Source organism: Streptomyces olivaceus (genome assembly GCF_000721235.1).
Taxonomy (GTDB): Bacteria; Actinomycetota; Actinomycetes; order Streptomycetales; family Streptomycetaceae; genus Streptomyces; species Streptomyces olivaceus.
The window spans coordinates 284,439-307,767 of the sequence record NZ_JOFH01000001.1; the positions used below are offsets into that span (position 1 = coordinate 284,439).

Sequence of the window (23,329 nt, forward strand, 5' to 3'; positions counted from 1 at the left end):
TTCGGGGATGGGCTGCGGGTCGATGCGGCCCATCCTCTCGAGGCTGCCGGCGTCGGCGGCGCCCGGGTCGGGTCGGGGCTGCAACGGAATCGGGTCCGGGTCGGACATGGTCAGACTCCAGTTCGGTTGTACTCGTCGACCAGAGGATGCGCAGGCTCAGGGTCGATGCCGGCGCGGAGCATCTGGCGTGCCCACCGGTCGGTGGTCCAGGCGAAGGCGCTGACGACGCGTTCCAGGCGGGACATCTTGCCGCGTAGCTGCCCGTTCTCTTCGTCGACGCGGCGGACGGTGGCTTCGAGGACGGCGAGGTTGGCGGCCTGCTGTGCGGGGGCGGCGTTGGCTCGGGCCGCGGCTTCGGTGGCTGCGGCTGTGGCCTGGCCGGCGCGGACGGTGGCGCGGGAGACGAACCAGCCTCCGCCTCCGAGGACGCTTCCGGCGGCCGTGATGATTCCCGCCCATTCGCCGACGTTCATGCGGCCTTGCCTCTCCGGGGCCGCGGAGCTGGGGGGACCGAGTATTCGGGCACCGTGGCCGCCCACATGATGACCCCGACGTGCGAGGTCAGATACCAGATGGCGACGAAGCCGCCGCGTGAGTAGTCGCCGGTGATGACGGCGACGGTGTAGGCGAGGGCCCACACGGTGGGGGGAGCGAGTGCGGCGAGGAAGCCGAGCCAGTCCCGGCCAACTTTGACGAGTGCTGCGGCGAGGGTGCCGATGCCGCAGCCGATCCACAGCCACGCCCAGTGGCGAAGGCTGCACACGCTGGTGAGCAGGGTGAGGCCGTGGTCGCCGGGAGGGTCGACGAGGAACGAGATGCCCCAGCAGGTTTGTCCGACGCCGAGGATGGCGAGGAATGCGCCGCGGCGGCCCAGCTTCTTCTGTAGCCGCCGGGCCGCACGGCATCCCATCAGACCGTCCGTGTCGGCTCGGCCGCGGCTGGCGTGCTCGGGGTGGACGGTGCGACCTGGCCGCGGGTGAGGAGGGCGAGTCCGGCGAGGACGACGGCGTTGAGGGCGCCGATCTTCTCGGTGGACAGGTCGAGGCCGTAGGCGGCGAGGAGTGCGGCGACGGCGGCGACGAGGCCGGTGAACGCGGCCGGTGCGATCGGCCGGGTGATCGCGGCGGTGGCGGCGGCGAACACGGCGCTGATGACGGCGACGATCGCGCCGGCCTGTTCCGCGGACAGGCCGAACCCGAACGTGACGAGCAGGCTGAGGCCCGCGGACACGCCGGCGATGATGAGGGCAGGCTCTCTGCCGAAGATCTTCATGGTTGCTCCTGGTAGGGGTCGGGTGGGTCAGAGGGCCCAGAGGTGGGCCTTGAGCTCGGCCCGCTTGAGCACGAGGGGGCCGGTGCCGTAGTGGGCGACCTGGAACTTGACGCGGCGGTCCTTGCCGATGACGCCGACGGCGGGGATGTAGCTGTAGGTGCCGCCGCTGGAGCCGATGACCTCGGTCGGCGGGAACGCCTTCACGGTCCGGCCCGCGGCGATGCTGTCTTCGACGAGGCGGATCTGGAGCTCGTCGCCGCGGGCCAGGTCGTCGGTGTAGACGTAGAGGACGCCGTTGTAGTGGGCGCTGGTGGCGAAGGTCTGCCCGCCGTCGTAGTGCTGCTTGAGGTCGTCGACCCATTCGGTGTCGAACGCGATGGTCTTCCAGGTGTCGGGCTGGAGGGTCATCGGCTTCGTCATGCCGAGGCTCGTGTAGGCGGGCACGTCGGCCTCCTTCGTGGGCGTGGTGTCGGGGGCGGTGCCGGCGGCGCGGGCGAGGATCGCCGCCATCGGCAGGGCGCCCGGATCCCCGTGCTGGTTTTCGGCGACGTGCTGGTGCCCGCAGTGGCCCTTGAAGGAGGACCACTTGGCGTTGCTCATGCGGACGCCGTTGGCGCCGTAGCTGCTGGGGTAGGGCTTGAAGGTGAGGCCGCTCGACAGCGGGATGCCGTGCTGCTCGTGCGCCCACCGGGCGAATGCGGCCAGGTCGCGGATCGCCCAGTCCGGCAGCTCCGGGGTGTACAGGTGCGGGGTGCTGCCCCACTTCTTGTGGGCGGCCGGGTCGCAGGTGCCGACGATCTCCACCTGCACCGCGTTGAGGGTGTTCGTCTCCACGCCGCCCGGCTGGTTGACGAGGGCGCGGGCGGACGTGTCGAAGTCGAAGTGCTGGTACCAGACGAGCTGCTGGGCCGAGAAGTCCGGCTTGGCGGTGAAGTTCGGCGCCGAGCCGCCGCCGCCGTAGGTCGGGAGGCTGGTGCCCTCGGTGGTGTGCCACACCACGACGTTCGACTCCATCGCCGAACCCGGGTACTTCGAGCCGTACCAGTAGGTGGTGCTGGCGCCGGGATAGCGCTGAGGACCGGTGCGAGCCACGGGCCCCCCTCTCATGCGGAAGCCCCCGACACTGCGGGGGCGGACTGGATACTCGGGCTGGTCAGAGGCTGGTGAAGCAGCCGTTGAAGCCGACCCACACAGGCAGGTCGGACGGCCTGGAGATGCCATACAGGCGAATCCAGCCGGCGGTGGTGACGTCCATCTTCAGGGAGATGCGGCTGGAGCCGATGTCGGAGCAGGGCACGGTGATGGTCCGCAGGGAGGCGGGTCGGGCCGTGGTGGGCAGGGCGGTGGTGTTGAGTTCGAAGTAGCCGGGGATCGTCGTCGGGTAGCTCGACCTGCTGATGCCGCCCCGGAACATGATCGAGTCTTCGCCGAACAAGTTGACGACCCGGTACTGGAAGGTCCCCTGGCTGTTGCCGTTCTGGGTCCAGCCGGATGCGAGCGGCACGGTGGTCCAGGCCCGGTTGCCGACGGCGACGACGACCCACACGCTGTCGACGCGGAGTTCGAGGCGGCCCACGTCCTCCAGCCAGGTCAGCATGCCGTCGACGGGCGTGTAGTCGCCGACGAGAGTCGCGCCGCGTTCGGACGCGGAAGCGAACCGGAGCACGCCGCGGGGGATGACGCCTGCTGCGAGCGCTGCGATGGCGTCCGGGATGGAGGGGGCATCGGTCATCTGCCAAAGGCTGATGCCCTGCCCCCAGCCGTCAGGTTTGGGCACGCGCCCCTCCTAGATGGTGTAGCTGACGCCGTCGAGGGCGATCCACGACGGCAGGGGTGATGAAGCGTCGTAGGTGCGGATGACGCCCGTCGGGGTGATCTCGACGCGGGCGACGGCGGGGTTGGTGTTCTGGTCCCTGGCTGCGGCCCATCCGATCTCTACGCCGGGTCGTATGGCTGCGGGCAGCGTGAGAAGGGTGGAGGCGTTGGCGATCGTGCCGGATGTGGGTCCGATGCGTCCGCGGAGCCAGATGCGGCGGCCTTCCCGCAGGTAGGCGGCGTTGTAGCCGTGGCCCGGGTTGGTGTACCCGGAGGCGAGCGTGAGTAGCGTCCACACGGATTCGGTGGTGGCGTTACGCCCCCAGGTGATCCAGTTTCCTGCACTGTTTTGGCTGATGACGATGGTGTTTCCGACGGCGAGCAGGCGGCATGTTTCCATGCAGCGCACTGCCGGAATACCGGCGACGGCGACGGTGCCGTCCGCGTTGACGGCGGTGACGGTGGCGAGTCGCCAGTCGGAGCCGCGGACGGACGGGGCGGACTCCCCCGCCCTGGTGGCCTGCTGTTTGAGTGCCCAGGCGAGGTCGCGGTGCACTGCCAGGGCGGGTTTCTCCGGCATCAGGCGTCCTCCTTCGCTGCGATCGTGGAGATCGGCAGGTCCCCCTCCTCGGACAGGGGTACGGTGAACGCGGCGACCTGGTGCAACTCTCTGGTGCCGTCCTCGTGGGTGACGCGGATGACGTCCCCCGGCTCCAAAGCCGGGTTGGGCAGCGAGCTGATGTCGCCGGTGGCGTTGGGGGTCTTGGCCTGCCGCAGCTTGAGGATGGCGGCCTGCTGGCAGGCGTTCTCCGACGTGAGGGTGCTGGAGGAGTAGAAGTCGGGGCGGCGCCCGAACGGGCCACCCCAGTACGTTGGGGAGCCGGGGTCGTCGTCGACGGCCAGCCACGACACCGGCGGGATGTTCTCCGACGTGTTCTCGCCCCGCGCCAAGATCCCGTTGTGGACCTTCTCGCTGCTCATGGCCCGGTTGCCTTTGATGTAGACGCCGCCCTCGACGGCCTCCACCGCCCACACCGGTTCCGTCTCCAGCAGGTCCGGCAGGGTAGCGATCACGAACACTCCGTCCGCGTTCGCGTACACCTCAGCGCCGGCCGCAGCGGCGATCTCCTGGGCGCCGGCCCACGGGTCGGCCTCGACGTCGAAGGTGCGGGTGCCGATGATGGTGTCGTCGATGAGGCTGATGATGTCGGCGTCGGGGAGGCTGCGCTGGATGAGGGCGGTGACCGCGCCGACTACGGTGCCGGTGGCCGTCCACGGTTCGGTGAGTTTGTCGTCGGCGACGCACCCGGACAGGTCGACGCCCTGCAGGTTGACCGGGCCTTCGTTGACGTCGCCGTCGACGGAGTCGAGGCGGAACACGCCCAGCGGCACCAGCTCCGGGGCGTCGGGGTTGCCGTAGTCGACGCCGCGGGAGATGCGGAGCCGGGCGCCGTAGGTGGCGAGTTGGTCGGTTGGCGTCCTCGGGATGACGGAGGGGTCGGCGACGGTGACGGTGCAGGTGCGGCGGATGGCCTGTCCGCGGTCGACCGTGACCGACCCGCCCGTGTGCTCCAGGTCGACGACCTCCCCGGTTGTCAGGAACAGCTGCACGCTGGTGGCGACGCGGTGCGATTCGGCGAGCCGTGCGAGAAAGCGGTCCGAGACGGGGTACATGCGGTCACCCCGTTCGGCGGTCGAGCAGCAGATCCTCGCTGGTGGCGTACACGGGCAGCAGGTCGGCGCAGGTGGCGAACTCGGCGACCACGTCCTGCCAGGTGCGGCCTGCCGCTCCGTTGACGCCGGTAGTGACGGGCATGTCCTGCTCGGTCAGCGGGAGCGTCCAGGCCCGCCACTGCTCCTGGGCGAGCCGGGTGACGCGGTCCTCGGAGACGTTGGCGACGGCGATGTACATGTCGGCGACGCCCATGCCGGGCGCGGCCTGCCACAGCAGGGTGTTGCCGGAGTCCAGCAATAGGTGGAGGGCTGCCCGTTCGGCGTCGGTGCGGGTCCAGATGGCAAGGTCGCCCTCCAAGCCCTGCCTTCTACCGCTCAGCACAACCTTGTTGCGTCGCCCGCGGACCACATGCACGGCCTGCTCGATGGGCCGCTCCCAGCCCGGGGCCGTCTGGACCACGACCAAGCAGTTCCGTTGCGGATTCCCCGGGTCCTTGATCCAGGCCGTGTTGATGTCGGCCAAGGTGAGGAGTACCGGATCCGTAGAGCGCGTGGATGCGATCACACCTGGGCTGCTGTACAGCTCGATGCGGTAGTAGACCTGGACGCCGAGCGGTGCTTCGTGGTCCTCCAGGATCATGGCGTCGCTGGTGATGGGCTGCTGGTCGATGAGCCCCGACGGGCCTCGGACCAGGGCCCGTAGGCCGTCCGGGGTGATCCGGTACACGCTGTACAGGTATCCGTCGGGCAGTTCCCGCAGCGTCAGCTGGATGTAGCCGTCTGTCGGGACTGCCGTCACGGAGCTGAGTGGCAGAACCTGCCACAGGGCGACCGCGTCCACCCACAGCACCGACGCTGCAGCCCCCGCAGCGGCGACCACCTCCACGGCCGCCTGCGCAGTACCGGCCGGGGCCACCGCATCCGATGTCAGCTGATACCAGCTGCCCGCCGGGAGCGCGTAGGCGAGGCCGGTGCTGGTGCCGAGGTCGCCGCCGCCGCCGTCGTACCAGTGGGTGCGGACCCGGACCGACGTCCAGGATCCGGCGCCTTGCCGGACGATGATCCGCGCCCGCCAGTTCACGCCCTCCGTGACCGGGGCCAGCGGAGACCGGATGGTCGATGTGGTTGCGGTCGGCGTGGTGGCGGCCAGCGCGTAGTTCCCGGCCCAGCCTGCGGCGCCCCACGGTGTGGTACGGGCCAGGGTTGCGGCGCCTGCGGTGACCGTCCATCCGCCGATGCCCTGCTCGAAGCTGCTGCTCGCGTAGGGCAGGACGGTGCCGGTGACGAGCGGAATGAGGGCTCGGACGACGACGGTCTCCAGGCGCAGCACCTGCCCTGCGGCGGCACCGTCAATGCCCGCAGCGAACCCGCAACTGGCGGCGCCCGCAGGGGCGACGGCCGACAGAAGCTGCCGGTAGAAGCCGGTGCCCGGAGCCGCAAGCGCCGCCCGCGTCGCCTGGATCTGGTTGCCGTTGCTGTCGAAGAACCGCAGCTCGATCCAGCAGGCCGACGCCATCGTCGGCGGCTGCAGATAGGCGTAGCAGAGGTACTCGGCGCCTGGGGTGACCGTCGGCCGGTCCACGGAGCCGACCGCGGCATTGCCTGCTGCGCTGGCGGTGACGGCGAGGGTGTGGCCGCCCGCGTAGTACCAGTCGACGGCCCAGGACACGACCGGCACCTGCCGGGAGATCGTCGCGTTGACTTCCGGTGTCCAGCCGGACGCGTCCAGCTCGGTGGATTCGGTTCCGAAGCCGAACAGGTTGCCCGTCGTGCGGACAGGCAAACCCAGGTACACGTTCTCGAAGTAGGACACAACGCCCGCGGCGGCCGGCGTCATCATCGACAGCACTACCTGCGCCTTCGCTGCCCCGACGGGGGCGGTTCCGGCGACGCTGATGCGGTGCCATGCTGCGGCGGCGGCCATGGTGACCAGCGACCACGTGATGCTGATCTCCGCTCCGGCCGCGGTGAGCCAGCGGATGCCGATGCGTTCGGGGACGGTGGCTCCGGAAGCGTCGGCGAACGCCTGATAGGTGACGCCAGGGATGATGGTGTAGGAGGAGACGGTGCGGACCTGTGCCTCGCCTGCTGCGAGAGATCGGACGAGGAGGCAGCCGTCTCCGTTTCGGCCGCCTGCCCCCTTCGCGGGCAGGCAGTTCGACTTGGTCGTCCAGCCGGAGATGTTCGGATCGACCATCTCGGTGGTCGGGCTGAGGAGGTTCCCGGGGATCGCCAAGGTGGGCCTCCTCAGTTCGCTTTGATGACCTGGATGAGCTGCTGCTGGGAGTCGAGGACGCGGACGTCGATGAAGTCGGCGAGCGCCCGGTCCTGGGTGTGGATTTCGACGGTGACGGGGTTGTCTCCGCCGCCCCGGGCCAGGTCATTGAACTGGCGCCCGGTGAGCACCGGCTCGGGCCGCCCCGTGCCGTTGTAGGCGAGGTTGAAGCCGGGCTGGAGCATGCCGCCGTTGTCGTACTTGCCGGGCTGGAAGCCGTACCAGGAGGTGAACAGGCTGTCCTTGTAGGAGCGGGCCCGGGGGCCGACGACGACACCATCGCCGCCCCTCGACTCGACGTTGGTTTTGCCGAGGGTGCCTGCGGTGTGGCCCACACCGGCATTCGTGATGCCGATCTTGAAGGGGCTGTTGCCGTGGTACACCCACCCGGGCGGGGCTGTGCGGCCGGAGAACGCCATCGTCGCCCACCTGCGGTGTGGCTTCTGGCCGCGGATGACGGACTCGATCGCCGACATGAGGCCCGAGCAGTCCCAGCTGGGATTCCCGTTGCCCGCCCACTGGTAGGGCAAGCCGTTCTGGGTCTTCACCCACTTCAGGGCGGCTTGGATGCGGGGGCCGCCGATGCCGCCGCCGCCCTTCTTGTCCGCCTCCTTCGAGTACCCGAACAGCGCGTCAATGATCTTGTCGGGGACTTTGCGGATCATCTGGCCGAAGCCGGTGTCCATGCCGGGGAACCGCTTCAGCAGCGGGTCCACGACATGTTTCACCCCGGCGCGGGCAGAGTTCTCGAGGCCGTCCTTCAGCCACGACGCCCCCGCCTTGATCGCATTCCAGGCCTTCGATCCGGCGCCGACCGCCGACGATGCAGCATCCTTGATCCAGCCGAAGATGCCGCCGTCCGCGAAGCGCTGCATCGGGTAGGTGCCGCCGGACGCGTACTTCAGGGACCGGTCCGTCGGCGTCATCGGGTTGCCGCCGAACACGGGGGCGAGGGCCGCCTTCACGCCCTGCGTGCCCTGCGATTTGGCGACCGAGTTCATGGTGTTGACGAAGCCGGAGCCGACAGCCCTGGTGAACTCTGGCCGCATGATGGCCTCGCCGCCGGAGAGGGCGAGGCCGCCGCCGGTCGGCGAGTAGAAGGTGTGCACGTCACGGCCAGGCGTATAGCCGGGCATGACGCCGCCGGAAGCGAACTTGAACCAGGGCAGCTTCTTCGCACCGAAGGCGCCCGCGATCTTGTTCCAGACGCCGCGGATGCCGTTGTTATACACGGTGTCGACGACGAACTGGACAGGATCCTTCGCATAGCCGCGGATCTTGTTGAAGGCGTTCTTGATGCCGACCGCGGCCGACGCGAACGCCTCAACCATGTTGCTCTTCAACGTCCGACCCCACCCGGGGATGGTCTTGGTGAAGAAGTCCCGGATCGGCCAGATCACCGACGACTTCAGGTTTCGCCACGCGTTGAGGGCGCCGACCGACACGTCCACCCACGCCTTGACGAACCTGCTCTTCAGCGTGTTCGCCCAGCCCGGGATCGTCTTCGTGAAGTAGTCACGGATCGGGTAGATCACCCACGTCTTGACGAGGACCCAGCCGGCCTTGAAAACGGCGGGCAGCGTCCTCGTCCAGAAGGTCGCGAACGGGCCCGCCAACCAGTCCTTCACGACCTTCGCGCCCAACTGAATGGCCAGCCACACGGCCTTGACCGCATCCCGGAACCACTCGCACTTCGTGTACAGCAGCACGATCACCGCGACGACCGCGGCGACCGCGATCACGATCCAGCCCCACGGCCCGGCCGCCGTCACCAAGTTGAAGGCGGCCATCGCGGCAGACGCCAGCGTCATAGCGCCCCGCCACAGGACGAGGCCGAGCCGCCACGCAGTCATCGCGACGACAATCCCGTAGATGCCCTGGATGACCCACGGGGCCTTATCGGCGATCCAGCCGATACCCGCAGCCGTCTGCTCCACAGCGGACAGCACCAGCCTCTGCACCGGAATGAGCGCCTGAGCCACCGACACAGCCGCCCCCGCCAACTCCCGCAGTGCAGCCCCCAGCCGTGGCCCCATCTCCGCGCTGTAGTCCAGAAACCGCTCAAACTCCGGGCTGCCCTTGAGGCCCGTGCCCCAGGTCGCGAAGCGGCCCGTCAGGTCCTGCATCCGCGATGAGATCGAATCCATGTGCGGCAGGAAGGCCTGCACCACCCCGGCCATGCCCTTGAAGACCCGGCCGAAGGACACACCCAAGCCCTCGATCGCCGGATCCACCGAGCCCTGCAAGTCCTGCTTGAAGCCCTTCCACCAGGGCGACTTGAAGCCCCGCGACACCCGGTCCTGTAGACGGCCGATCGCGCCCGCCGCCGCCAGCACAAACGGCGTCAATCCCGGCAAGCTATTCTTCAGCCCGTTGATCGCCCGCGTGAACAGCGGCATCACCGCAGGCTGCAAGCTGCGTGACCACGCCGAGAACGCGTCCTTCAACCCGAGGACCGCGTCATACGTTTCCCTGGCCGCCGGCGTCAGCTTCGCCAACTCGGCCTGGTACTTGGCCTGCGCGATGGCAGCCTGATCAACGCCCCCGGCCGCCGAAAGCGACGCGGAGGCGATCTGGCGCTGGGCAGAGGCGATCGAGTCGGCGGCCGACTGCTGCGCCTGCGCCAACTGGTCCTGGGCGCGGGCCACCGAGCGGGCCCCGTCTTCCTGGGTGCGGGCGACGTTGCGCTGCGCCTCAGCAACCTTGCCCTGGGCGTCGGCGATGTCCCGCTGGGCCTGCACCTGCTGGCGGGCCGCCTCCTGCCGGGCCTTGGTCAGAGTCTTCTGCTGGTCGGTGACGCGCTTCTCGGCGTCCTGAAGACGCTCCTGTGCATCCCGGACTCGTTCGGATCCGTCGACCCCGGCAGCGTCGGCGGCCTTCTTCTCCGCCGCCAGATCCTTCGTCTCGGACCGCTGGTCCTTGAGTCGCTGCACGGCCTGGTCGTAGGCGAGCTGGGCGCGCTGCCGGTCCAGCTCCGAAGCGTTGGCGCCCGCCGCCTGCACGGCGCGAAGCTTCTGCTCCGCCTCCTGCACCGACAGCGTGGCGTCCCGCTCCGACAGCTTCGCGTTGGCGAGCCGGGACTCCATGTCGGCGAGTTCCTGAGCCGCCGCCGCGCGGGCATCGGTCAGATCCTCCTGGGCCCGGATCGCGTCCCGCTGCGCGTCCGCCAGGGACTCCTCAGCCGTCGCGACCTGTTCGGCGGCCTGCCGCTGCCGGTCCGCAGCCTGCTGCACCGCATCGGACAGTGCCCGCTTCGCCTGCGCGACCTGGCCGGCGGCCCGCTCGTTGGCCTCCGCCGCGGTCCGTACCGCGTCGCCGACGGACTGCTCGGCCTGCCGGATCTGCCGTGCGGCGTTGCGGTGCGCGGTCGCCAAAGACTGCTGGGCGCCCGCCATCTGCATGGCCTTCTGGGCGCCCTGCGCGGACGCCTGCCCGCCCTGCAGTGACGCCTGCGTCGCCGCATCCTGGGCGGCCTTCTGCGCCTGCATCACCTTGCTCATCTGCATGAACGCAGGCACAGCCACCAGCGCGATCGAACCGATACCGACCGCGGCGGCCGTCGCCGCAGCCGCGATCGCGCCCAAACCGGCCGCCGCCACCGGCAGCACAGGCAGCAGCGCCGGACCGAGCGCGACCGCCGCACCGATCAGCAACTGCATGCCATTCACGCGGACGTTGACGCTCGCCGTCTGCCCGTCCAACCGGTTGACGGCCGCCTGGACCGTCGCAAGCTGGGCGTAGGCAGACGCCGCATCCGCCCGCACGTTGACCTCGGCCCGCCGCCCACGAAGGCGGTCCAGGCGCACACCAATGTTGTAGAGCGCCGCGTCTGCGGCACCTGTGTCCGCATCCACCCGGGCCTGGGCGCGCTGCCCCGAAATGCGGAACAAACGGTCGCGGATCTCAGCGAGCTGAGCCTGCGCCGTCGCGGCATCAATGTCGATGCCGATCCGCTTGTCCTTGAGTTCCGTCAGCTTGGCGCGCAGCCGGGCGATCTCGACGTCGACGCGAGACGAGTCGGCCGTGATGTTGATGTTGGGAAGGGATTCCTCGGCCGCCTGAATCTGCGCCCGGAGACGCTGGCCAAACGCGCCGTCCGTCTCTACGCGAATCCGCAGAGGATCAGCAGACACTTCGTCGATCTGCTCCCGCAGCAGCCGCAACTGTGCGATCGCCCGCGCCGTGTCAGCCCTGACCGCGACGTCCGGATGGGCGGCCCCTATCCGGCGCAGCCGCTCCTCGATGTCCGCAGCCTGAGCGCGGGCCGTCTCAGCGTCGATATCGATGCCGATGGTCTTGCCGGCCAGCGACTCCAGCTTGGCCCGCAGCCGGGCCAGGTCCGCGTCGACGCCGGTGTCGTTCAGACCGACGTTGAGCTTGGGCATGCTGCGGAACGCGGCCTCCAGCCGGGCCCGCAGCGACCGGGCGAACGCCCCACCCGTCTCCTCGCCACCCCGAGCCGCCGAAGGCCGGGCGGCCCGCGCCCCGTTCTGGACACCGTCACGAACCGCCGGAGCGATCCGGGCGGCAAGCTGCTGGCCGATGATCCGGCCGACCTCGTCGCCGATCTGTGACGCCGTAGGCACCAGCGCCGACCGGAGCCGGCGGTGGATACCGCGCGCATTGGGCAGAACATCGACTTCGACGGAGCCGACGGAGATAGCAGGCACCAGGAGCCTCCTCCCGGCGCCCTATGCGGCGCCCCCTTGCAGCAGCTCAAACAGGGTGTTCGCGGACTTGTTGGTGAGCTGCGCCTTCTTCCGCGGCCCCGCGCCCGGCCGGCGCATCGCCTCGGGCGGATCCGGTCGCTTCGACTTCTTGTCGACGTTCAGGCAGATCAGCGTCCACTCCATGTGGCGGACCGCATCCACGGCGGAGGCCAGCAACTGCTCCTGCTGTGACCAGGGGGCCTTCTCCGGCTCGCCCTTGTCGGCCTGCTCGGCGAGCTGCTGCGGCGTGAGCCCGTTGCGGAGGGCGGTCATGGTGTGCGATTCGGGTGGCAGGTGCTCGATGAAGACGCGCAGCCACCGCCACGAACGCCTGCCGGTGAGGACGTCCGCGATGTCGTAGTGCCGCTCGATGAGGTCGGCTTCTACCGCCTCCGGGTGGGCCTGCCAGATCGCGATCGTCCCCTGGACTTTCCCAGGGACTCCCCCGACTTGGCGCTGGCGTCCTCGACGAACGCGTTCCACTCCTCGAGCGTCGGGTCGATGTCGAGGTAGAACTCGTAGTCGTCCGGGTGGAGGATCTTCTGCGCGAAGGTGTCGATCTGCCCCTGGTTGAGGGCGCGTGTCCAGGAGGCCCGCCACATCGACGGCGGCACCACCTGCACGTCCTCGCCGCACAGGTCAGCGGTGACGTAGCCGTCGGCTTCGATCTCCTGCGCTTCGGCAGCCGACACTTCAACGTCATCGGTCTCCGGCTCCACGTCCGGCTCGACCGCCCGCCGGGTGGCGGGGCGGGATGCGGCACGGGCCGCAGTGCGCGGCTTCCTGCTGGTGCTCTTGCTCGTGGTGGCCACGGCGCGGGCTCCTTCATGTCAGGGCGCGGGCAAGGATGGTGGTGAAGGTGGGCGGGCCGGGCCCGCGCCGACGGTGATCGGCCCGCCCACCAGCTCAGGACCCGGTGTACGCCTCGGTCTCAGGCACCCGGTCGAAGTGATAGACCGTGTTCCCGGCGAGGTCCGGGTAGGCGGTGATCGTCCACTCGTAGCCGGCGACCTCAGACTGCTGGTGATTTACGTCCGACCGCTCCGTGATCTCCCCCTCCGGCACGTAGAAGCCGCGCTGGAAGTTGTCGCCGTCGAGGACGATGAACCAGAACGCCCTGCGGTCCGGCTCCGGGGACGCGGTCTCCGCGAACGACGTGAGACCGTCGACCGGGGTCAGGTCCGCCGAGTCGAGTCGGTACTGCAGGGCCTGCACGGTCGTCCGTCCGGTCTCCCACACCGTCAGCCCGAACGTCCGCAGCGAGCTGGTGATGGTGGTGCGGATCGGCGCCGTGTACCCCCACGGCGTGAACGACTCCGAGTCCTCCTCGAAGCCCTGCACCAGACCGTCGTCGCTGATGGCGCCGAGCGGCAGCCACGGGCCCACCGGCTGAATCGCCGGATCCCCGGGCGACGACGTGCCCAGCGGCGCCGTCCAGCCGGCCCCGTTCGCGCCGACCTCCAGCAGATCCGCAGCGCGGGTGATGTTGACCATGATGTCTCCAGACATGCGTGAAGCCCGCGCACGGGCGGGTGGTGAAAGGGGCCTGGCGCGGGCCGAACAGCCGGTCAGGAAACCGGGTGACAGAAGATCTCGAAGGTGCCGCCGACGCGGCGCAGGGCGGTGTTCTCGTAGGGCCGGGCGGCGGGCAGGGTGACGACATCGGCGCGGCCGATGGTCAGCGTGCTGGTGGTCGAGCCACGCAGCTCCCGCTCCACCCAAGCGACGGTCTCGCGGGCCAGGTCGAACGCCGCCTGGCGGGTGGCCGCGTACACGTCGATGTCGACGAGCATCCGCGCCAGCCGGCTGGCCGCAAGGTCACCGCCCGGGACCTGCGTGATCTGGATCGTCGGCAGCTCGTCCAACAGGCTGTTGTCCAACTCGTCGCGGACCACAGCGGCGGGCCAGCGGGCCTGAGCCCGAGGAATCAGTTCGCCCTCGATGTCAACGACGACGATCACTGGTTCCGCCCACCGATCTGCGCGGCCCGCAGCAGCACGTGGTGGGCGGTGACTTTCTCGGTGCCGTACTCCACCCAGCGGGCGTAGTAGGCGGTGTTGCGAACGTAGCCGACAGCGCGGTCTCGGCGTCGGCCGCCGCGCCTCGTGCTGTCCGTCTCCCACGACTCCTTGTAGTGCCCCGGGTCAGGACTGTTCTGGTCGACCGGGGAGAGGGCGACGGCGACGCTCTTGATGACCTCCGCGCGGCGCAGCATCTCCGCTTCCATGCCGGGCATGCGCAGCATCTGCCCGATGCCCTTCCGCTTCGGCTTGAACCTGGCAGCCACCAGTACCTCCCTCGGTCAGCCGGTGACGCGGTCGGCGGCGAACTGGATGACGCCGCGGGTGCCGGTGAACGGGGACCGTCCCCAGTCGCCGGGTTCGCCAGTGATGTCGCAGTCGACACCGCGGATCCGGGCCTTGTCCGTAGTGCGCAGCGGCATGCCGGGCTGGTCGGCGGGCGCGTACACGGTCCAGCCGACGATGACCGTGTCCCGCTCCTGCTGCTCCGGGCCGCCCACCTGCGGCGTCTCCGCACGCGGCGTCACCACACAGCCCGGTAGGTCGAACGACTCATCGGGCCCAGGCAGCGGCTGGCCACGAGGATCCCGGCCTGGCGACTGGCCGGTGCGGACGATCCGCACGGTCTCCCCGAACGGGTACGGCGCCGGCATCAGGAGTACCCCCAGCCCGGTTCGAACTCGTCGGCGAAGCCCATGTCGTCGATCGGCCACGTTGGCGACGGATCAGCCGTCTCCGGAGTCGGATCGATCGTGAACGCCCCACCCCGGCCCGCCAGCGACTTCAGCGCCGACTTGTCGGCCTTCGTCAGGTACAGGCCGCCAGACCCCTGGGGGCGCTGCACCGACATCGGGCCGATCGTCTCGTAGCTCACCTGCTGCGGGTTGACGTAGGCGCGGCCCGCCACCGACAGGACGACCGCCTCCGCACCCTCAGGGAGCGGTTTCACGACCGTCTGACACAGCGACGCCGCCGTCGAGAGCAGCAGGTCAGCGCGCGCACCGTCGATCTCACCCATGCCCAGGTATAGGCCGAGCTGCTCGGCGGTCGGAGGGACGAATGCCATAACACCCTCCTCAAGCCAGAGACTCCACAGCCGAACACCACGCCGCCAGATCGGCGGCAGGATCCAGTTCGGCAGACCGGGCCCGCGCCCGCTTCGACGCCAGCCGGAACTCGGCAGGCTGCATCAACTTCCGCAGCACCGCCTCGTAGCCGTCGACATCGTTCCGGTCCACGAAGATCCCGGCCTCACCGAGGGACTCGCACAGCCCCGGGGTGGGGTGCGCGACGACCGGGATACCGGAGGCCAACGCCTCGCAGCCGGCACGGCCCCACGACTCGTAGGACGACGGCATCAGCAGCACCCGAGTGCGGGCATACACCCGATCTCGCATGTCCTCGCCGCGGACGTGGTCGACGACCTCGACGTTGGGCAAGTCCGGGAGGATCTGCTCCCCGTAGGCGCCCCGCACTGCCAGGAACTGCTGATCCGGCATCCGCTCGGCGAGGGCTCGAAGAACCTTGCCGCCCTTCTCCGGGTTGCAGTTGATCAGCGTGATGGCCTTGCCGGGCTTCGTCGCATACTCGGCGGCGAACACCGGAGGCCGCACGATCAGCGACTCGGCCGGGCGGACGGCCTTCGGGTACTCGGCGAAGAACAGCTCCGCCTCACGGGCCATCCACCGGCTGTTGTAGACCGCCAGTGCCGTCCCGCCCGCCGCAGCATCGCGGAAGGTGGGCCGGTGCGTGTTGTGGCAGACCACCACCAGCGGCTTGCCGTAGCCGCGGGCCAACGACGCCGTCGACGGCACCGTCTCCAGATGCGCCACCAGCACATCCGCCCGGCGCACCGCAGTCGGAAAGTCCAGCCGCGACTCCAACGGGACGACATGGATGCCGCGGTACTCGTACTCCTGGTGGGCCTTGCCGTAGCGGGACAGCCACACCTGCACATCGTGGCCACGCTCCACCAGCGGACGCAGCATCGACACAAGCATGTGCTCGGCGCCCGCATTGTGCTCCGGCGGCATCGCATGGAAGCGGGCCACGACCTTCAGGGGCTTGGCTGCCCCGCCCGGCGCGGAAGCCGAGACAGCCCTGCTCATCAGGCGCTACCGGACGGCGTGCCCGTGTACTTGACGAACGCGTCGACGTCACCGAGGACGAAGCCGTAGTACGCCTCCGCCAGGATCAGCACCAGGTTCTCCTGGAACGCCGAGTGGACGCCGCCCTCCTCGTCGACGTAGGTGGCCTGGTCGGAGATCCGCACCGTGATGTCCATGCCCACGCCGTAGGCGGCCTGCGACCAGTCGCCGCCAATCGCCCGCAGCCCCGAGTCCACCGATGCCGACTGCCGGCGCTGCTTGCCCGACACGGACCGCGAGTAGGCGAGCGGCTCACCGATCAGCGTGCCCGCCGCCGCCATGTTCGTGCCCGGCGTCTGCGTGTCCACGAGGATCGGACGGCCCGTGGTGTCCGTCGCCAGCAGCAGCGACGGCTTCAGCCGGTGGTCCGCCACGGTGCCGGTGTAGTCCCAGTCGGAGTCGACGACCTCGGCCATGCCGTTGACGAAGTCGGCCCAGATGCCGCCCTGCGCCTGGGTGGCCGTGCCCAGCGCCACCGAGTTGGTGGTGGCGGCGAGGTACTCGGTGAACGGGCCTGCCGCGCCCTTCATGGTCTTGCCGTGGATCGTCGCGTGGTCGAAGGCGCGGGCGAACGCGGTCGGCAGATCCTTCTGCAGCTGGTCGTACAGGCCGCCCGCGTTGGTCTTCGCGACCTCCATGGCGACCGGGATGAGCACGGCGACCTTCTTCGCCTGCATCTGCTTGACGTCCACGCCGCCGGTCGACAGGGGCTTCTTGGCCGCCTGGCCGACCCAGTCGGCGACCGGGACGTCCATCGGGATCGGCACCGAAGTGGTGGCGTCCAGGGCGAGCGGCGCCGGGCGTGCCAGCTGCATGACCGCGGACGCTTCGACGGACTTCTCGAAGATCGGCGCGGTGATCGTGCGGGGCAGGAGCGCGCCGTCCACGTTGGACAGCGTCAGGGGGGCGGTGACCGCCATGATGTCTCTTCTCCCGAAGCTACGTGAGCTTCGAACTCAGCCACCCGGCGAACTCGTCGCGAGGGTTGGGGGCCTGCTTCTTGTTGGCACCGGATGCCTGTGTGCGGTCCGGTGCGGGTCGCCGCGGGCCCTCCGGGGGCTGGGTCTTCGCCCAGTGCGGCTTGCGCTCCAACAGCGCCTGGAGATCCGCCTCGATGGCGGACTCGTTGATGTCGCCCGAGTCGTCGATGTACGAGTCCAGATCGAGCTCGCCGAACGCGTCAGCCGGATCGGCGAACGCCGCCCGGCCCTCGGTGGCCGTGCCGGCGAGCGCCTGCACCTGGCTGCGGACCAGTCGCTGCCGGGTCTTCGCGATCTGATCCTGCGCGGCAGTGAGCTGCTCGTTGAGGCGTTCGGACTCGGAGAGTTCCGCGTCCTTGCGCTTCTGCAGCTCGGCGAGCAGAGGCTCCTGCTCCTTCAGGCGCTTGCGGAGGTTCGCGGCCTCTGAGTTCGCCTTCCGGATCTTCGCCTCGGCCTGCTTCCGGTCGAACGGCTTCTCCTCGCTGCTGGTGTCCGCCTCCTGGGCGGTCTCCTGCTGCTCGGTGCCGCTCTCCTCGGTGGCCGTCTCGTCGACGGTCTCCTCAGTGCCGGAGTCGGTCTGCTGCTCGGTCGTCTCGGTCTCTTCGGGCATGACGAATCGGCCCTCCAGGGGCTGTCGAAAAGGGGAAGGCCGCCACCAGGGCGACCCGTTGATCAGTGAGATCCGGGAAGCGGATACTCGTCGTGCTCCGCCAGCGCACGCCTGAACAGGCGCAACTGGTCTCCCGGATGACCTTGCGCGTACTCGCGATAGATCTCATCCCAGCGAGCCGCATGCGGCGACAACTGGAAGCGCTGGCCGCGGAAGACCGGCAGGATTCCGCAGTGGCAGTTGTTGTGGAACTTCACCACCGACGCGTCACCTGAGAACCGGTCATTCGCATCCCGACCTGCGGTTTCTGCCGTGGCATAGACCGACCCGCGGGATGCCATGAGCTTGCAGAAGGAGCAGGCGCCGAGCGCTGCCACCCGGGCATACGCCACAGCCTGCCGATCCTGCCGGACCGCCTGCCGGACCGTCTCCCGGCCCACATCAGCCACAAGACGCTGTGTGGCCATGTCTGCTTTTACGAACGCGGCCTCCAGTCGAACATCGAGGGGTTCCAGCTGTGCGGGCGTCGCCACGTCGGCGTCCCGGTCCCACACGTCCTTCGTGGCCCAGCGCATCGACGCATCCACCTGCTCGCCCGGCGGCGGATCAGCCAACCGTGCCGTGAACCCACCCGGCACATCAGCGTCTGCGCGCTGCCCGTCGTAAAAGTCCGCGGCAAGAGCCGCCGACACCTCCGCATACTGGCCCACCACAACGGCCACCGCCTCAATCCACGGCGGCACCGTCGCCTGCAACCGGCGCGGATTGATCAGCCGCCGCAGCGTTCGCAAATCCCGCAACAGCAGCGCTGTCAGGCCCTGCTGTGCAGACCGCCAACGCGCCGCGCCAGGCGAACTATCCGAGGTCGTCGACGCCAACGTCGGCCTCCGACGGCTCCGTACTCGCCGTAGACGAGCCAGACCGAATCTCAGCGAAACGGTCCAGCAGTGCGCTGCTGGCCGCCCGGCCGACGCCGCGGCGCCGGTCCGCAGCGATCCGCTGCCGCTGCGGCTCCGTGAACCCAGCCATCTCCAGGGTGACGTCGGAGTCCGCGGGCAGTACCCCGGCCTGCACCAGCTTGACCGTGGCGTCCACCTGGGCCGCTACCGTCGGTGTCGCAGGGTTCCGCCACACCGTCTCGATGCGGCGGGTCTTGTCCGGGGGTTCGCCGTCTCGGATCCACAGGGCGAGCCGCATGGCCTGCTGCCACCCGGCGCCGAACCGGCGGATACGCCGTTCGGCCTTCTTGACCTGCCGGTTGTCGGCGAAGCGGATCGCGTCCGCGGAGGCGGGGTTGTCGCTGCTGTAGCCGAGGACGTGCGGGGCCACCGACATCTGCGACGCCATGATCCTGGCGTACAGATCGATGATCTTCGTCATGCCGGTCGGATCGTGCGCAGCGAACTGGCCGACGTCCGGCACGTTGCCGTCCTCGTCCCGCTCCAACGCGAGCACACGACCGATGTACGTCTCCCAGGCGCTCTTAGCCGTACCGTCCGCGTCCTGAAACGCCGACTCCGACGCGCCCAGAATGTAGCGCTGCGGGGCGCCGAAGAACTCGGCAGCCACCTCCATACCCATCAGCCGGCGGCACGCCGCATCCGTGATCGACATAACCTCAGGAGTGATCTCCGACTTGCCGACCCGGTCTGCGGTCCGCTGCCGGTTCGCCAGACGCACGACCGGCACGACGCCGAGCCCGTGCATGTCCCGGTCGACGACCTCCCAGCCGCCAGACGCCGACGGCAGACACATCACCGTCTGATCCGGCAGATACAAGACCAGCATCCGCTCCTCAGGACCCGCCTCGATGTACGAGTCGGCGGCGCACTCTCGGAGCGCAGCCGTACCCATGCGCATGCGGGCATCCCACATCAGCGTCATGTCCAACGGCGACTCGGCGGTGATCAACGGCGGGCACTCGTCCGTTCCGCAACCACCCGACCCGACCGCCAGATACTCCCGGCCGTACACGAACGCGTCCAGGTGAGCCAGCGACGACTCGTCGAACAGGTCATTCGCCTCGGCGATCTCCGTCAGCTCACTGGAATTCGAGCCATCTGCCCACCGGAACGCCTCCAAGTCCAGGCGCTCCTCCAGCGACTCCACACCCACCCGCGGCCAGCCAATCACCGTATGCAGCCCTTTGAGCTGCGGCGGGATGGAGATGCCGAGGTCGCGGATCAGTTGCTCGCCGTTGAAGTAGGCGTCCCGGAGTTGCAGCGCGTACCGGTCCCGCAGCATGTCAGCCCGCAGCAGGTTGATCAGCGCCTGCTCCTCGTCCGAGAGATACACCAGCGGCAACTCAGGAATGGACAGGGTCATCGCAGCACCACAACCCTCCCCTTGCCCGTAGCCTTCGAGCGCTTGGCCCACGCGGGCGAGTTCATGACCATGCGACGCAGCATCCGGGCCCCGATCGCGCACACCACAAGGTCGATCTTTCGCGCCGACTCACGGTGCTCCTTGCCGATCGTGTAACCCCATGCGTTCGTCCGGCGTCGGGCGTTCGCGACGTGCTGTCGCAGAACCTTGTGTCCGTCATGCGGCACCTGCCGTTCCAAAACGTCCCGGTAGAAGCGGTCCACGGCCTCCGTGAACACCTGCTGGCGCCGACGGTCACCCATGTCCCACATCACCGCGTGCTGCCCATGCCCAGACGGCACTGCCTTCAGCTTCAGCCGCTTCCCATACCGCTGAGCCCACGCGTCGACATAGCCATCCCAGTAGCGTTCTCCATCCGCATCGTCATATCCAGCGCCAGGGTCCGCGAAGAACGCCAGCGGCTTGTACCGGGCGAACACCTGGTCCACCACGCCGTCGGCCTCCTCTCGCGGCACCCGATAGGGCACGTCCGATGGCCAGTTCGCCGGCCGCTGCCAGACCCCCAAAGTCCTCACGAACCCGTCTGACATCCGGCAGCCGACCAAGCCCGTAGCGTCGTCTGACTTGGAGCCATCGAAGAACAGGACGATCCCGTCGCCCTCTTCCAAAGCGAGGCCCTCATGCGGATTGGCATCCCATTCGTATGGCGCCAAGTAGGCGTCCTCGGCCGCCGCGATCTGGTTGAACCAGAACCGGCGCGACCTGCTGGGCGGGTTACGGATGTCGAGGATCGACGCCTTGAGCCGGTCCACGTCCAGCCACACCGAATCCCCGCGGACCGCCTTCAGCGTCGGCACGATCCACGCCTCGGTCAGCTTGGCCTCGGCCGGAGCCTCCAGCGAGTCGTAGAACAGTCCGGTGTCCGCCGCGCGCCCGGCCTCCGCCGACTCGAACGCCTCCCGGGTCCGCTCGGCGACGCTGTCCTCGCCGGGCTCGTAGGCGTTCGTGTTCGCCAGCGTCCGCGCTTGGCCATCCGCCGACTTGGTGGCGTTACGCTCGATTACCGCCGCCATCTCGTGCCCCTGATTCGACTCCACCCAGTGGTGCGTCTCCCCCAGCGAAACGAACGTCGGTCGGCCACCTTCCAGAGCACGCGGCGAGGACGTGACCGCCTCGATCCGGGCCCGTCCCTTGTCGGCGTAGATGATCTCCTTGCCGAGGTCGATCCGGAACTCCTCGAGGGCCCGCTTAGTGAAGATGCTCGGGAAGAGCGTCATCGTGTTCCGCGTCTGGTCCTGCGACACCGCCGCGATCTGCACCCAGGCCGCCGGATGCTGCGTGCCGAGCGGCTGCCCCGCCCGGACACCCCACTCGTTGCCCTCGTCCGCAACCCCAGCGAGCCGGCACGGGCCGACGAACTCGAACGCCGACCACGTGGCGATCAGTGGGTCCTTGCCCCAGCCCTTCAGCCGCTGGATCACGCCGTCCCGCCAAAGGAACCGGTTCGTCTCCGGGTCCATCGCGTACCACCACAAGGTCAGGCGAGCTTGCTCGGGCGTGTACTGCCAGGCCTTCCCGACGTAGTGCTGCAGGTATGTCTTGGTCCAGGCGAGGCACTGCCAGCCCAGCGTGTACTCGGGCAGGATGAACTTTCCATCTGGGCCGCGCTTCCACGTCGGGCCGAGCGTGAAGGGTTCGACGACGTCGGGGACCTGCTCCTCAGCCTCCATCGCCGCGAATGTCGCGCAGCGGGGAGCGCCGCTTCAGCTCGTTGCGCAGAAGGCATGCCTCAATGTCGCCCCGATCCGGCCGATCGAAGAAGCCCCGCAGCCGAACCACAGCGAAGTCCCGGAGGCCCTCGATTCGCCTCAGCGAACCGGCGTACAGACACTGCTGTTGCGGGATGTCGTGAAGTCGGGCCCAGGCCTGCGCCTCGTCCTGGCTGCCCGCGCAGACGACGTACTTGACCACGTCAGCCCCCTGCGATGTCACGGTACGAGTCCAGCGGGCTCACCGACGCCAACTGAGGGCCAGCGGGCTTCTTCCGCTCCAGCTCCATACGAGCCCGGCGGCGATCGCCCTCGGTCGTCAGCAGCGACGACATCACCGAGTTCAGTGCGGCTACCAGCTGGCCGTTCGGCCCGCGCTCTGACTGCAGCACCTTCGACATCAGGTCGGCTGCATACCGGGCGACCGCCCAGTCCGACGGCTCGTAGAACGCGGCCTGCCCCGACTCTCTGAGCGAGAGGTACCAGTCCGCGGCGATCGGATGCCACAGCGGGTCTGCGCCGGGCAGGTCCGGCAGGTCGCTGGGGGCTCCAGAGGGGGCTTGGATCAGTTCGGGCCCGTCGTCCTTGTTGCGGCGACGACGTTCCTCGGAACGCTTCGGGATAGGTCCGTGTGCGCCCATGACGACCTCCAGGGTCAATGCACGCCACCAGGGCGCACGAAGGGCTGGAAACAACGACGCTCGCAGGGACGCCGCCAGGGCGTCAGAGCGAGGCGATCAAACCGGCCGCGTCAGGCAGCTCGGCAAGCTCAAGAGGGGTACCAGGAACCCGGTCACCCACGATCATGTAGCGGCGATCCGAGTACACCTCGACCGCCAACTCCCCGCGGCGGATCCGCCGGCCGTGCGACACCGCACCCCGGAACCACAAGTGCAGGCCTCGGCCGGAACGGCCGCGTTCCATGTACGTCGCAGGCAGCCGATCCAGGATGGCCTGCGCCCACGGCAACACCCGACCGCCCTCGACAGCGTGGTCCAGGTCTACAACGACGATCCCGTCGCCGGCCGTCAGCACGAAGCCAACACCCTCACCAGCCGACGCCCTCGCCGCCGCCGAGTAGTTCGACCACGACGACGGGTCATCCACCGAAGCGAAGCGGCCGTCGCCCCGCAGCGGCACCTTCCGCGACGAGTACCGAACCCACCGCGCCTTCGTCCGCAACTCGACCGGCACCCGCGCCACCTGCTCCGACACCACCCGCTGCCGCTCCAGACGGTGACGCTCGCGGTACGCGGCCTGCCTGCACGCCGACGAGCAGAACCGCGCATCAGCCCGAGCCGTCAACGGCATCGGACCCACGCAGCGCTCGCACTCAGTGCGGCAGGTCGTCGAGGTCATGACCCCAGTCTAGCGCCACCGCGTTACGGCTACAGGCTCTCCACCTGCACCGTTACCGTTCCGTGCCGCACATGCGGCACGCCCCGCCGACAGGCCGGCCTGCATCACCGCAGGTCAGGGACCTAGGGAACCCGTACAGATCCAGGCGAGCTACACGGCCCCGATCCGGAATGATCACCGGGAGGGGTGATCACCCCCAGGTTGGATCATGGTTGGCGTGATCTTGAAACGCCCTTTTTGATCATGAGATTTGGAGGCTTGGTGATCTTGCCATCCTTGATCCACAGGGCTCTGATCGGCTCGCATCGATCTTGGTCCTGTCGCCGTTCGCGATCACCATCACGACGCTGACGATCACCGTGACCGCGTCACC

At 69.0% G+C, this 23,329-nt stretch carries 25 protein-coding genes; all 25 read right to left on the bottom strand.

The window, feature by feature from the left end:
- Positions 1-110: 110 nt before the first annotated feature.
- The gene (locus IG94_RS0101380) at positions 111-473 is read right to left on the bottom strand and encodes a hypothetical protein (RefSeq protein WP_031029609.1); all 363 of its coding nucleotides are present in this window, start codon (positions 471-473) and stop codon (positions 111-113) included.
- A complete protein-coding gene (locus tag IG94_RS0101385; protein WP_031029611.1) occupies positions 470-910 on the bottom strand; it encodes a hypothetical protein in 441 nt (146 codons plus the stop codon). The genes IG94_RS0101380 and IG94_RS0101385 overlap by 4 nt, the downstream gene beginning before the upstream one ends.
- Positions 910-1,272 (bottom strand): hypothetical protein, encoded by a 363-nt coding sequence (locus IG94_RS0101390; RefSeq protein ID WP_031029613.1) that lies wholly within the window; start codon positions 1,270-1,272, stop codon positions 910-912. Before IG94_RS0101390 ends, IG94_RS0101385 begins: the two co-directional genes overlap by 1 nt.
- 27 nt (positions 1,273-1,299) lie before the next feature.
- On the bottom strand, positions 1,300-2,364 hold the full coding sequence (locus tag IG94_RS43055) for a hypothetical protein (protein ID WP_211269644.1): 1,065 nt from the start codon (positions 2,362-2,364) through the stop codon (positions 1,300-1,302).
- Between the two features lie 61 nt (positions 2,365-2,425).
- Positions 2,426-3,049, bottom strand: coding sequence for a hypothetical protein (locus tag IG94_RS0101400; protein ID WP_031029617.1), 624 nt, complete (start codon positions 3,047-3,049; stop codon positions 2,426-2,428).
- Between the two features lie 9 nt (positions 3,050-3,058).
- Positions 3,059-3,667 carry a hypothetical protein gene (locus IG94_RS0101405; protein WP_031029619.1) on the bottom strand — a complete coding sequence of 203 codons (609 nt, stop codon included), beginning with the start codon at positions 3,665-3,667 and terminating at the stop codon, positions 3,059-3,061.
- Positions 3,667-4,761 (bottom strand): DUF5047 domain-containing protein, encoded by a 1,095-nt coding sequence (locus IG94_RS0101410; protein ID WP_031029621.1) that lies wholly within the window; start codon positions 4,759-4,761, stop codon positions 3,667-3,669. The genes IG94_RS0101405 and IG94_RS0101410 overlap by 1 nt, the downstream gene beginning before the upstream one ends.
- Before the next feature lie 4 nt (positions 4,762-4,765).
- Positions 4,766-6,997 carry a hypothetical protein gene (locus IG94_RS0101415; RefSeq protein ID WP_031029623.1) on the bottom strand — a complete coding sequence of 744 codons (2,232 nt, stop codon included), beginning with the start codon at positions 6,995-6,997 and terminating at the stop codon, positions 4,766-4,768.
- A gap of 11 nt (positions 6,998-7,008) precedes the next feature.
- Positions 7,009-11,706 (bottom strand): hypothetical protein, encoded by a 4,698-nt coding sequence (locus IG94_RS42450; RefSeq protein ID WP_031029626.1) that lies wholly within the window; start codon positions 11,704-11,706, stop codon positions 7,009-7,011.
- Between the two features lie 21 nt (positions 11,707-11,727).
- Complete coding sequence (locus IG94_RS43270; protein WP_224326213.1) at positions 11,728-12,228, bottom strand: hypothetical protein; 501 nt, start codon at positions 12,226-12,228, stop codon at positions 11,728-11,730.
- Positions 12,129-12,557: a hypothetical protein gene (locus tag IG94_RS0101430; protein ID WP_052410507.1), complete on the bottom strand. Its 429-nt coding sequence runs from the start codon at positions 12,555-12,557 to the stop codon at positions 12,129-12,131. Before IG94_RS0101430 ends, IG94_RS43270 begins: the two co-directional genes overlap by 100 nt.
- Positions 12,558-12,651: 94 nt before the next feature.
- Complete coding sequence (locus IG94_RS0101435) at positions 12,652-13,254, bottom strand: phage tail tube protein (protein WP_224326215.1); 603 nt, start codon at positions 13,252-13,254, stop codon at positions 12,652-12,654.
- 59 nt (positions 13,255-13,313) lie between these two features.
- Entirely contained in the window at positions 13,314-13,706 is a 393-nt protein-coding gene (locus tag IG94_RS0101440) for a hypothetical protein (RefSeq protein ID WP_031029637.1), read from the bottom strand.
- A complete protein-coding gene (locus IG94_RS0101445; RefSeq protein ID WP_031029640.1) occupies positions 13,703-14,032 on the bottom strand; it encodes an HK97 gp10 family phage protein in 330 nt (109 codons plus the stop codon). Before IG94_RS0101445 ends, IG94_RS0101440 begins: the two co-directional genes overlap by 4 nt.
- A 15-nt stretch (positions 14,033-14,047) precedes the next feature.
- Positions 14,048-14,293 carry a hypothetical protein gene (locus IG94_RS0101450; protein ID WP_224326217.1) on the bottom strand — a complete coding sequence of 82 codons (246 nt, stop codon included), beginning with the start codon at positions 14,291-14,293 and terminating at the stop codon, positions 14,048-14,050.
- Positions 14,294-14,418: 125 nt separating this feature from the next.
- Complete coding sequence (locus tag IG94_RS0101455) at positions 14,419-14,832, bottom strand: hypothetical protein (protein WP_031029648.1); 414 nt, start codon at positions 14,830-14,832, stop codon at positions 14,419-14,421.
- Between the two features lie 10 nt (positions 14,833-14,842).
- Positions 14,843-15,874 carry a glycosyltransferase family 4 protein gene (locus tag IG94_RS0101460; protein WP_052410508.1) on the bottom strand — a complete coding sequence of 344 codons (1,032 nt, stop codon included), beginning with the start codon at positions 15,872-15,874 and terminating at the stop codon, positions 14,843-14,845.
- Positions 15,874-16,833 carry a phage major capsid protein gene (locus IG94_RS0101465; RefSeq protein WP_031029652.1) on the bottom strand — a complete coding sequence of 320 codons (960 nt, stop codon included), beginning with the start codon at positions 16,831-16,833 and terminating at the stop codon, positions 15,874-15,876. The genes IG94_RS0101460 and IG94_RS0101465 overlap by 1 nt, the downstream gene beginning before the upstream one ends.
- A 19-nt stretch (positions 16,834-16,852) precedes the next feature.
- Entirely contained in the window at positions 16,853-17,503 is a 651-nt protein-coding gene (locus tag IG94_RS0101470; protein ID WP_031029655.1) for a hypothetical protein, read from the bottom strand.
- 62 nt (positions 17,504-17,565) lie between these two features.
- Complete coding sequence (locus IG94_RS0101475) at positions 17,566-18,381, bottom strand: VG15 protein (protein ID WP_031029658.1); 816 nt, start codon at positions 18,379-18,381, stop codon at positions 17,566-17,568.
- The gene (locus tag IG94_RS0101480; RefSeq protein WP_078892124.1) at positions 18,359-19,828 is read right to left on the bottom strand and encodes a phage portal protein; all 1,470 of its coding nucleotides are present in this window, start codon (positions 19,826-19,828) and stop codon (positions 18,359-18,361) included. Before IG94_RS0101480 ends, IG94_RS0101475 begins: the two co-directional genes overlap by 23 nt.
- Positions 19,825-21,558 (bottom strand): terminase, encoded by a 1,734-nt coding sequence (locus tag IG94_RS0101485; protein ID WP_031029663.1) that lies wholly within the window; start codon positions 21,556-21,558, stop codon positions 19,825-19,827. Before IG94_RS0101485 ends, IG94_RS0101480 begins: the two co-directional genes overlap by 4 nt.
- Complete coding sequence (locus tag IG94_RS0101490; protein WP_031029665.1) at positions 21,548-21,799, bottom strand: hypothetical protein; 252 nt, start codon at positions 21,797-21,799, stop codon at positions 21,548-21,550. The genes IG94_RS0101485 and IG94_RS0101490 overlap by 11 nt, the downstream gene beginning before the upstream one ends.
- Position 21,800: 1 nt before the next feature.
- Complete coding sequence (locus IG94_RS0101495) at positions 21,801-22,256, bottom strand: phage terminase small subunit (protein WP_224326219.1); 456 nt, start codon at positions 22,254-22,256, stop codon at positions 21,801-21,803.
- Positions 22,257-22,320: 64 nt separating this feature from the next.
- Complete coding sequence (locus tag IG94_RS0101500) at positions 22,321-22,956, bottom strand: bifunctional DNA primase/polymerase (protein WP_031029675.1); 636 nt, start codon at positions 22,954-22,956, stop codon at positions 22,321-22,323.
- Positions 22,957-23,329 lie beyond the last annotated feature (373 nt).

Excerpts from the sequence above, each read along its gene's own strand:
- IG94_RS0101485 (WP_031029663.1), bottom strand. The coding sequence starts at position 21,558 with ATGGAGGCTGAGGAGCAGGTCCCCGACGTCGTCGAACCCTTCACGCTC.
- IG94_RS0101380 (WP_031029609.1), bottom strand. The coding sequence starts at position 473 with ATGAACGTCGGCGAATGGGCGGGAATCATCACGGCCGCCGGAAGCGTC.
- IG94_RS0101500 (WP_031029675.1), bottom strand. The coding sequence starts at position 22,956 with ATGACCTCGACGACCTGCCGCACTGAGTGCGAGCGCTGCGTGGGTCCG.
- IG94_RS0101460 (WP_052410508.1), bottom strand. The coding sequence starts at position 15,874 with ATGAGCAGGGCTGTCTCGGCTTCCGCGCCGGGCGGGGCAGCCAAGCCC.
- IG94_RS0101465 (WP_031029652.1), bottom strand. The coding sequence starts at position 16,833 with ATGGCGGTCACCGCCCCCCTGACGCTGTCCAACGTGGACGGCGCGCTC.
- IG94_RS0101480 (WP_078892124.1), bottom strand. The coding sequence starts at position 19,828 with ATGACCCTGTCCATTCCTGAGTTGCCGCTGGTGTATCTCTCGGACGAG.
- IG94_RS0101385 (WP_031029611.1), bottom strand. The coding sequence starts at position 910 with ATGGGATGCCGTGCGGCCCGGCGGCTACAGAAGAAGCTGGGCCGCCGC.
- IG94_RS0101405 (WP_031029619.1), bottom strand. The coding sequence starts at position 3,667 with ATGCCGGAGAAACCCGCCCTGGCAGTGCACCGCGACCTCGCCTGGGCA.
- IG94_RS0101470 (WP_031029655.1), bottom strand. The coding sequence starts at position 17,503 with ATGCCCGAAGAGACCGAGACGACCGAGCAGCAGACCGACTCCGGCACT.
- IG94_RS0101455 (WP_031029648.1), bottom strand. The coding sequence starts at position 14,832 with ATGGCATTCGTCCCTCCGACCGCCGAGCAGCTCGGCCTATACCTGGGC.
- IG94_RS0101410 (WP_031029621.1), bottom strand. The coding sequence starts at position 4,761 with ATGTACCCCGTCTCGGACCGCTTTCTCGCACGGCTCGCCGAATCGCAC.
- IG94_RS0101390 (WP_031029613.1), bottom strand. The coding sequence starts at position 1,272 with ATGAAGATCTTCGGCAGAGAGCCTGCCCTCATCATCGCCGGCGTGTCC.
- IG94_RS0101435 (WP_224326215.1), bottom strand. The coding sequence starts at position 13,254 with ATGTCTGGAGACATCATGGTCAACATCACCCGCGCTGCGGATCTGCTG.